General features: G+C 56.0%; 7 protein-coding genes and 1 riboswitch. Of the genes, 4 read left to right on the top strand and 3 right to left on the bottom strand.

The window, feature by feature from the left end:
• On the top strand, positions 1–344 hold a 344-nt coding region (locus tag SDD30_RS12485; protein WP_434075251.1), incomplete at its 5' end, for an IS66 family transposase.
• A gap of 112 nt (positions 345–456) precedes the next feature.
• On the opposite strand, the gene SDD30_RS12480 is transcribed toward SDD30_RS12485, so the two are convergent.
• Both SDD30_RS12480 and SDD30_RS12475 read right to left on the bottom strand, forming a co-directional pair.
• Positions 457–1647, bottom strand: a complete 1191-nt coding sequence (locus SDD30_RS12480) for a glycosyltransferase family 4 protein (RefSeq protein ID WP_434075250.1) — start codon at positions 1645–1647, stop codon at positions 457–459.
• 98 nt (positions 1648–1745) lie between these two features.
• Entirely contained in the window at positions 1746–3908 is a 2163-nt protein-coding gene (locus tag SDD30_RS12475; RefSeq protein WP_434075249.1) for an amylo-alpha-1,6-glucosidase, read from the bottom strand.
• Between the two features lie 120 nt (positions 3909–4028).
• Positions 4029–4241: riboswitch (cyclic di-AMP (ydaO/yuaA leader) on the top strand.
• Positions 4242–4371: 130 nt separating this feature from the next.
• Here SDD30_RS12475 and SDD30_RS12470 point away from each other — a divergent pair.
• From SDD30_RS12470 to galU, 3 genes are all read left to right on the top strand, one after another.
• The gene (locus SDD30_RS12470; RefSeq protein ID WP_434075248.1) at positions 4372–5829 is read left to right on the top strand and encodes an alpha,alpha-trehalose-phosphate synthase (UDP-forming); all 1458 of its coding nucleotides are present in this window, start codon (positions 4372–4374) and stop codon (positions 5827–5829) included.
• A complete protein-coding gene (gene otsB / locus SDD30_RS12465) occupies positions 5801–6553 on the top strand; it encodes a trehalose-phosphatase (RefSeq protein WP_434075247.1) in 753 nt (250 codons plus the stop codon). The genes SDD30_RS12470 and otsB overlap by 29 nt, the downstream gene beginning before the upstream one ends.
• A gap of 124 nt (positions 6554–6677) precedes the next feature.
• The gene (gene galU / locus SDD30_RS12460; protein WP_434075246.1) at positions 6678–7583 is read left to right on the top strand and encodes a UTP--glucose-1-phosphate uridylyltransferase GalU; all 906 of its coding nucleotides are present in this window, start codon (positions 6678–6680) and stop codon (positions 7581–7583) included.
• Positions 7584–7718: 135 nt separating this feature from the next.
• Here galU and SDD30_RS12455 read toward each other — a convergent pair whose 3' ends face one another.
• Positions 7719–8681 (bottom strand): acyl-CoA dehydratase activase, encoded by a 963-nt coding sequence (locus SDD30_RS12455; RefSeq protein ID WP_434075245.1) that lies wholly within the window; start codon positions 8679–8681, stop codon positions 7719–7721.
• Between the last annotated feature and the right edge of the window lie 32 nt (positions 8682–8713).

The following is an 8713-nucleotide window of genomic DNA, read 5'->3' as shown; positions in this document are numbered from 1 at the left end:
AGGAAAACCCCTTAGTCATGGAGGAAAAACCCAAAGGCAAGCGGGGCAAAGCGAAAAAGACCAAAGCCAGGAACCTGATGGAAAGACTGGATAAGCACCGCCAGGAAACGCTAAACTTCATGTATGATTTTCGCATCCCCTTCGATAATAACCAGGCAGAACGCGATATCCGCATGATGAAGGTCCAGCAGAAGATCTCCGGCGGCTTTCGCACCTGGCAGGGTGCCCAGATCTTTTGCCGGATTAGAGGCTACATCTCTACTGTCAAGAAGAATTACGTTCCGGTATTGGGGGCCATCCGCGGTGCCCTCCTTGGCATGCCTTTTGTTCCTGGTGAGACTTGATTTTTAACTATTGGTTGATAGCCTGAGTAGTTACGAAAATTTAAGGGAACCATTGCTGCTGGTTCCCTTAAATAGATTTTTACCTGTACCCGCCAGCCCTTCTGCCGGCAGTTTAACTCGCCCGGGGTAGGACCAGCAGCTGGTTATATACCTTCAGTGTACGGCGGGCCATGACGGCGGTGGTGAAGTTCTCTTCCACCAACTGGCGACCGTCCCGGCCCATGGTCCTGGCCATCTCCGGGTTACGCAGGAGGAAGGTGGTATAGCGGGCGAGTTCCTCATGGTCCCCCATGGAAACAAGAAAACCGTTATAACCGGGGCGAATGATCTCCGGCATACCGCCGGCGCGGCTGACGATAATAGGCCTGGCCGTGGCCATGGCTTCCAGCATGACCAAACCAAAGGGTTCCTGGAAGGCCGACGGGTAAAGGCAGACCTCAGCTCCCTGATAGACAGCCGGCATCTCCTGCCAGGGGAAGAAACGAATGAAGACATTTTTCTCCAGCCCCAGGCTGGCGATTAGATCCTGCAGGAAGGCTACCTCCTCCGGTTGCTTCTGGCCCCAGTCAACGGTATTGGTGGTACCGGCCAGGATCAGGAGTACATCGGGGATTTCCCGGCGGATGAGATCGAGGGCGCGAATACTGACATCGCAGCCCTTGGCTCGGCTCATCCGGGCCGGATGGAAGATCACCCGCCGGCCCCGCCATTCTGGATAAGAATTATAGATAGCCTGCATATCTACCCGTGAAGGCGGTCGGAAGGTAGAGGTATCCGTACCGTGGTAAACTACCGTTACCCGTTCCGGCGGATAACCGCTGATTATCAGTTCCTGGCGTATGTAGTGGCTGACGGCGATAACCTGATTCCAGCCCTCGGCCAGGGTATTCATCTTATCCCAGAGTTCATCTTCCCAGACATTATGGGCGGTAAGAACCAGGGGCCAGCCGTGGCGGCGGCAGATCTCTTGCAGGGCGGCAGCATGGACGAAGCTAAAATAATGGAAATTGTGGGCGTGGACAATATCCGGCCTTACTTCAAGGAGAAAGTCTTCCAGGAGTTTCTTGATCTCCCCGGCCCTGTCTTCCAGGGCTGCCGGATTAAGGGAATTGAGATCCATTAAGGGTGAACGCTTGATGATTACCCCCTGCCAGCTTTCTTGCACCGGGGTATCGGGGGCTGTGGCCGTGAGGAGGCTTACCTGGTGCCCCTGGCGGACCAGGTAAGGGCACAGGAGGGCCAGATGGGATTCCACTCCCCCGATAATCGGCGGGAAAGCCCAGTGTAACATGACAACGCGCATATTACTTCGCCTCCACAATTAATATATTTGAGACATCATATTTATTTTAGCTATAATTACCCGGGAAAGTCAAGAAAGGACAAACACGGCAGGATTATTTACGCTTCAATAATGACTTTGAGATCGCCTTCTTTCTTCAGAACACTGGCCAGGACTCGCCCCTCCTTTTCCTCAAAGGCCAGGTCCAGGCGGCTGTCGGCCACGGCCAGGTTCCTGATCTCTACCCGGCTGGTCCCGGGAAGTAGTAAGGGTCGGGAAATAAACAGGCCGTGTTCCCCTAATTTCAGGCCCAGCAGGTGCTGGAAGAAACTGAAAAGGCTGCCTATGGCCCAGGCCTGGGGATCACAGGCTACCGGGTAACGTACCGGGCCGCTTAAACCCCTGCGGGTAAAACCACAAAAGAGCTCCGGCCAGCGCCGGTAATTAAAGTGGGGGCTGGCGGCGAAAAGGCCTGCGGCCAGGCGCGATAATTCCTCCAGGCACTGGTAACGGCGCAGGCCGGCGGCGATAATGGCGTTGTCATGGGGCCAGACCGAGCCATTATGGTAACTCATGGGGTTATAAGCCCTTTCCTTTTTACTCATGGTCCGGATACCCCAACCGGAATAGAAATCTCCGGCCAGCAGTCGCCGGGCGACCCTCCGGGCGCGCTCCAGCGGGAGAATACCGGTAAAGAGGGCCTGGCCCCCGTTAGAAACCAGGGTGGTCAGGGGCCTTTTCCGGCCATCGAGGGCAAAAATCAAGTACCCTTCATTTTCCAGCCAGAAATCCTGGTTAAACCGCTCCCGCAACTCCCTGGCCCGCCTCTTCAGATCGGCAGCGGTCAGTTCATCACCCAGGATGGCTAATAAATGAGCCGCTTCGTTGAGAGCCAGATAGTAGTAAGCCTGGACTTCTACCAGGGCCACGGGACCCTCGGCCAGGCGCCCCTCCCGGTCAACAACAGCATCCCAGGAATCTTTCCAGCCCTGGTTGGCCAGGCCGGCCGGGGACTCCCGCTGGTATTCCAGGTAGCCGTCGCCGTCCAGATCGCCATAATCCAGGCACCAGCGCAGGCAGTTGCGCAGGGGAATGGCCATTTCCCGTAATAAAGCGTCATCCCGGGTCCACCTGTAAGTCGCACCCAGGAGGATAATAAACCACAGGGTAGCATCTATAGAACCGTAATAGGGACTATGGGGTACCTCCCGGCAGCTGGTCATCTCCCCGTGGCGCAGTTCATGGAGGATTTTTCCCGGCCTTTCCTCCCGCCACCTATCCACCTTTTGGCCCTGGTAGCGAGCCAAGAAGCGTAGGGCCTGATGGGCCAGGGCCGGGTTTAGGATAAGGGCCTGCCAGGAGGTAATCAAAGAATCACGGCCAAAGGGGGCGGTGTACCAGGGTATCCCGGCGGCTATAATCCGGCCTGCACCGGGATAATCTATTTGCAGGGCTTTGAGGTCGGTGACGGCCGTCTGGAACATGGCATTGATAAAGCTATTGTCGGTCCAGATCCTGGTCGACTCCCTTTGCCACTGGTGGTAAGCAGTCGCCTGCTCAATGGTGGTCGCCGAAAAAAGATCGCTGATCTTGTTCCTCGAAGAGATATTACCTGGATCGGGTTCAATTTTTAAATGCAGGTAGAGCTTTTTTTGGGGCGGCAGGACCAGGGCAAAGGTGATTTCGGCCTGGCCAGGCCGGCCGGTGATGCTTGTCGGCGCCGGTTCAAAGGTAATTCCGGTGGTCCGGAGGAGGTTGTCCAGGCCCCGGTAAGCCAGGACCAGCCCCTGGCGTCGCACTTCCACCGGTAACAATTCACCCCGGCGGCGACGCTGGCTGCCCCGTACCTCAAATATATCCCGGAAATCAGCCGCCAGGTTAAAATGGAGCAACAACTTTACCGGAAAGGGATTAAAGTTTATTAAGCGCAGGCGCTGAAAAAGGGCGTCCTTAATTAACCGTAACTGGCGGAGATGGATGGTCTGGGCCGGTATTACGGTACCATCGGGCAGATTAAAAACCGGGTTGGTTAATTCTATCTGGGCGAAGTGACTATCGCGGATGGAAGAAGAAAGAAATATTGGTCGCTGTCCGGCCACCTGCAACTCCAGGTGACTTAAGTAGCGGGTATCATTATAGTAAAGGCCCAGGCTGCCATTATCCCGCTGGATAACTGAACCATCGGGCAGGGAAACGAGAAAAATCCCCCCTTCCTTCAGCACCTCGGTCGCAGGTTCAATAGCGCACGGATTATGGCGTAAATCTAGCTCTGTATCGAGCATGTACTACCTCCTCCCTTTATTAAAAAAGAATTCGGCAGGCAACCTGGGGTTTCCTTCCTGGGAGAAATGGACTTAAAATTTGCATTTCCCTGGCCGCGTGGTATAATAAAAATATATATATATCCTGGTACGCTGAATTACGGCTTGGGCCGTAAACGGGGGAACCATTTCCGGGGTGAATCCCGGCCAGCAACAGCTTTTATTTTCCTTAAATCTTTGGGTGGATAGGCTGTCATTCAGGGATTGCCGGGGAAGGGAAGGCTAAAGCGCCGGGTAGGGCTAACTTCGGCCCGAATCCGTCAGCTAACTTCGTAAGCGTGGAAGGGAACTACCGGTTAACCGGTATCGTGTTCCATGGCGTTCAAGCTAGCAACCCCGGGTAAAACCGGGGTTGTATTTGTTTTATTACTTTTTACGAGGAGGGCAACAATCAGCTAAAACAAAAGTAAAGGGGGTAGATAATATGAGCAAAAAGCAGGCTGCCAAAATAGTTATGGTTTCCAACCGGGGTTCGTACAACCTGCAGGCGACCCCGGAGGGCATCAAACCCGTCCCGGCCATCAGCGGCCTGGTATCCGCTGTGGAACCATTTTTGCGGAAAAAGGGTGGTGTCTGGGTAGCCTGGGGCGGGCGGGAAGCACCCCAGGAAAATAGCCAGGGTTTAAGGTTGGCTGTACCTATTGAGAATGCGGCTTACACTTTTCATGAAGTACCCCTCACAGCGGGAGAAATAAAACTTTACTATCACGGTTTTACCAATAGTGCCCTCTGGCCCCTGTGCCATTACTTTTTAGATAGATGTCATTATGACGCCAGGGAATGGTCAACTTACGCCCGGGTTAACGCTAAATTTGCCGGGGCGGTTTTTGAAGAGGCCGCGGAGGGTGATATCATCTGGGTCAATGATTACCACCTGGCCCTGGTACCGGCCCATTTACGCCATCGCCAACCGCAGTTAAAACAATTCTTTTTCTGGCATATACCCTTCCCCCACCACGACCTGTTGGCCACTCTCCCTTGGGCGCCCCACATCCTGCGCGGCCTCCTAGGAACCGATGTCCTGGGTTTCCATCTCCAGGCCTATGTTGATAATTTTTTACAGGCAGCAGCCCAGTTGCTGGGGGCCCGGGTTGACTTTGAAGAAAATATTGTCTACTGGGAACAACGACGCATCCATGTCGGTGCCTGGCCCATGGGGATCGATTATCGGGCCTTCCAGCGCCAGGCGGTCGAACCCTCTACCAGGGCCAGGGCTGAGGAATTAAGGGAACAAATCGGCGTTGAACGCCTGGCCCTGAGCGTGGAGCGTCTTGATTATACCAAGGGGATCCTGGAAAGGCTCCTGGCCTGGGAGCGTTTGCTGGAAGAGGCCCCGGAATGGCGTGGCCGGGCGGCCCTGGTACAGATCGCCGTACCCAGCCGGACGGCTGTACCCGCCTACCGTCGTCTAAAGGAAGAGGTGGAAGCAGCCGTAGGCCGTATCAATGGGCGTTTCAGTGACGGTAGCTATCGCCCCGTCCATTACTTCTGGCGCGGCCTCCCCCGGCAGGAACTAGTAGCCTACTACCTGGCGGCCGATGTCATGATGGTTACGCCCCTCAGGGATGGTTTAAACCTGGTAGCCAAAGAATATGTGGCCTCACGGTGTGACAATACCGGCGTGCTGGTATTGAGCCGTTTCGCCGGAGCCGCCCAGGAACTCAAAGGAGCCGTCCTGGTCAATCCTTATGATATTGATGGTATGGCCATGATCTTTAATACGGCCCTGGGGATGGGCCGGGCGGAACAAGAAAAAAGGTTGCGTCTTTTGCAAGAAAGGGTACGGCGCCATGATGTCCACTGGTGGATGAACTGTTTCCACCAAACAATGGCTTTAAAGAAAGGAGAAGCGGATGATGTCTCCGGGTCGGCTAGCAGCTAAGATCCGGCACCACGGCGAAATTCTCCTCATGTGTGACTACGACGGTACCCTGGTTCCCCTGACCTCCCGCCCGGAACTGGCTCGTCCCGGGAAAAACCTGCTGAAATTACTGCAGTATCTGCTACAACGGCAGGGCCTGCACCTGGTTATAATCAGCGGCCGCTCCCTCGCCGACCTCCGCCACCTGTTGCCGGTACCCGGTCTCTGGCTGGCTGGCCACCACGGCACTCGGGTCGTGGACCCGAAGGGAGAAGTTATCGCGCTCTCGCCGCCAGCACCCGGAGATATTCCCTGGACAAAAATTTTTTCTCTGGCCCGGAAAATTGCAGCAGGGATTCCGGGCCTTTTGGTGGAAAATAAAGGAGAAAACCTGGCCCTGCACTACCGGTTGGCCGCGCCGGGAGACGCCGCAGCCGCCCTGGAGGGGTTTCGCCGCGAAGTCAAACCATATTTAAAATACGGCCTCGAATTTATCGCCGGGCATAAGGTCCTGGAGCTTCGCCCCCGGGGAGCCCACAAAGGGGTGGCGATAAACTATTTCACCCGCCGCTGGCCCCGGGCTTTACCCCTTTACCTGGGGGATGATAGTACCGATGAGGATGCCTTTAACGCCCTGCCGGCTAACGGCCTGGCTGTAGGGATCGGTCCCCGTTTCTCCGGCCGGACCCCTTATTTCCTGGCTTCGCCGGTAGAAGTCAGCCATTTTCTTTTCGGTTTAGCCTGATATAACCGGGCCAATTTTTAACCTGCATTAACTTCTTTTAACCTTCTAGCCAAAACTAAGGGGGTAATATTTAAGCTAGGGCGACATAAAAATAAACGTGAACATGCGAACGAGGTGATTATTTTTGGCCACCATCCAGAAAGCTATTATTCCCGCTGCCGGCTGGGGTACCCGCTTCCTGCCGGCTACTAAAGCCCAACCAAAGGAAATGCTACCCATCGTCGACAAACCGGCCATCCAGTTCATCGTTGAGGAAGCCGTTAATGCCGGGGTCGAAGACATCCTGATTATCACCGGCAAAAACAAGCGCGCCATTGAAGACCATTTTGACCGTTCCCTGGAGTTAGAGGACCTCCTGCGGGAAAAGGATAAAGGGGAACTCCTGGCCCTGGTGGAAAGAATCGCCGACCTGGCTGATATCCACTATATTCGCCAAAAGGAACAGCTGGGCCTGGGCCATGCCGTCTACTGCGCCCGCAAGTTTATCGGCCAGGAGCCCTTCGCCGTCCTCCTGGGAGACGATATTATCGTCAATACCCCTTCCTGCCTGGAGCAGATGCTGGCCGTTTATGAAGAAGTCAAGGCCCCCATTGTCGCCGTCCAGGAGGTCCCCCGGGAAGAAGTCAACCGCTACGGGGTCATCGCTCCCCTGGAGATTGACGGCCCCCTGATCCAGGTCAAAGACCTGGTGGAGAAACCACAACCCGCTGAAGCTCCCTCCAACCTGGCCGTTATTGGCCGCTACCTCCTGGTGCCGGAGATCTTCCCCCTGCTGGAGATGGTACAACCCGGCGCCGGTGGAGAGATCCAATTGACGGATGCCTTGCGCTTACTGGCTAGCCAGGACCTGGTCTACGCCTACCGCTTCCAGGGCAAGCGCTACGACATCGGTGATAAACTTGGTTTCCTCCAGGCCACAGTGGAATTCGCCCTGGCCCGGCCGGACCTGGCCGGCCCCTTCCGCGAGTACCTGGCCGGGATCATCTCTTCCGCCCTGGGTAACCTGCAGATTGCCGCCACTAAGGAATAATACGCATATTTACCTGGCTCCATGCGTCTCGTATCAGGGAGTATCTAGGGCAAAATATTAGTCCAATCCTGTGGCCACAGCCTGAATAAGAGTCCGCCCTGCTGAATGAAAGGAGCGGACTCTTTTATGGTCCTTTTAAACTGCTACCGCGTTACTCCACTTGCCGCAGCGGTCACCCCAGCGGGCCAGGACCTCTTTTCCTTCTTTTAATTCTACTACTTCACAGTGATTGGCACACCCGCGGCATTCAAAACCGCCGGTGTGGAATTCCCTGTCGGTAAGCTCGAAGCCCCGGAAGGAGCTCACCTTCAGGCCCGCTTCCCGGGCCAGGAGGGCGGCGCCGAAGGCCCCCATGACGCCGAAGTGTTCAGGAACGATGACCTCCGTTCCCAGGGCGCGGCTGAAGGCCTGGCGCATGCCGGCATTGGCCGCCACCCCGCCCTGAAAGACTACCGGCGGCAGGATCTCTTTGCCCTTGCCGACGTTATTCAGGTAGTTACGTACCAGGGCCTCACACAGGCCAGCAACGATATCGTTCAGGGGGTGGCCCTGCTGCTGTTTATGTATCATGTCGGACTCAGCAAAGACGGCACAGCGTCCGGCTATCCGTACCGGGTTCTGCGCCTCCAGGGCTAGGCGGCCAAAATCCTCGATGGGAATCCCCAGGCGGGCCGCCTGCTGGTCCAGGAAGGAACCGGTGCCGGCGGCGCAGACGGTATTCATAGCGAAATCAGTGACTACACCCTGGCGCAGGATGATTATTTTCGAATCCTGGCCGCCGATTTCTAGTACCGTCTGCACGCCGGGCACCACCTGGCTGGCGGCCACGGCGTGGGCGGTAATTTCGTTTTTGACCACATCGGCCCCCGTCATGACGGCCGCCAGGCCGCGACCGCTGCCGGTAGTGCCTACACCGGCCACGCTGATGTCCCGGCCCAAGGTATCCCTAATCTCCCGCAAGCCCTCCTGGATGGCCGGGATGGGCTGGCCGCGGGTCCGCAGGTAAACGTAGGCCAGTAGTTGGCCACTGCCGGTGTCCAGGGCAATGACGTTAGTGCTGACGGAGCCAACGTCGATACCCAGGTAGATAGACTTCAAACTGGATCAACTCCTTTTTCATCTGCTTAGTA

Origin of the sequence: Moorella naiadis (nom. illeg.) (assembly GCF_051020825.1) — a bacterium.
In the GTDB taxonomy this organism is placed as follows: Bacteria; Bacillota; DSM-521; order Neomoorellales; family Neomoorellaceae; genus Neomoorella; species Neomoorella naiadis.
The sequence above is the reverse complement of the archived record's forward strand: the minus strand, read 5'-3'. Positions and strand labels throughout refer to the sequence as shown.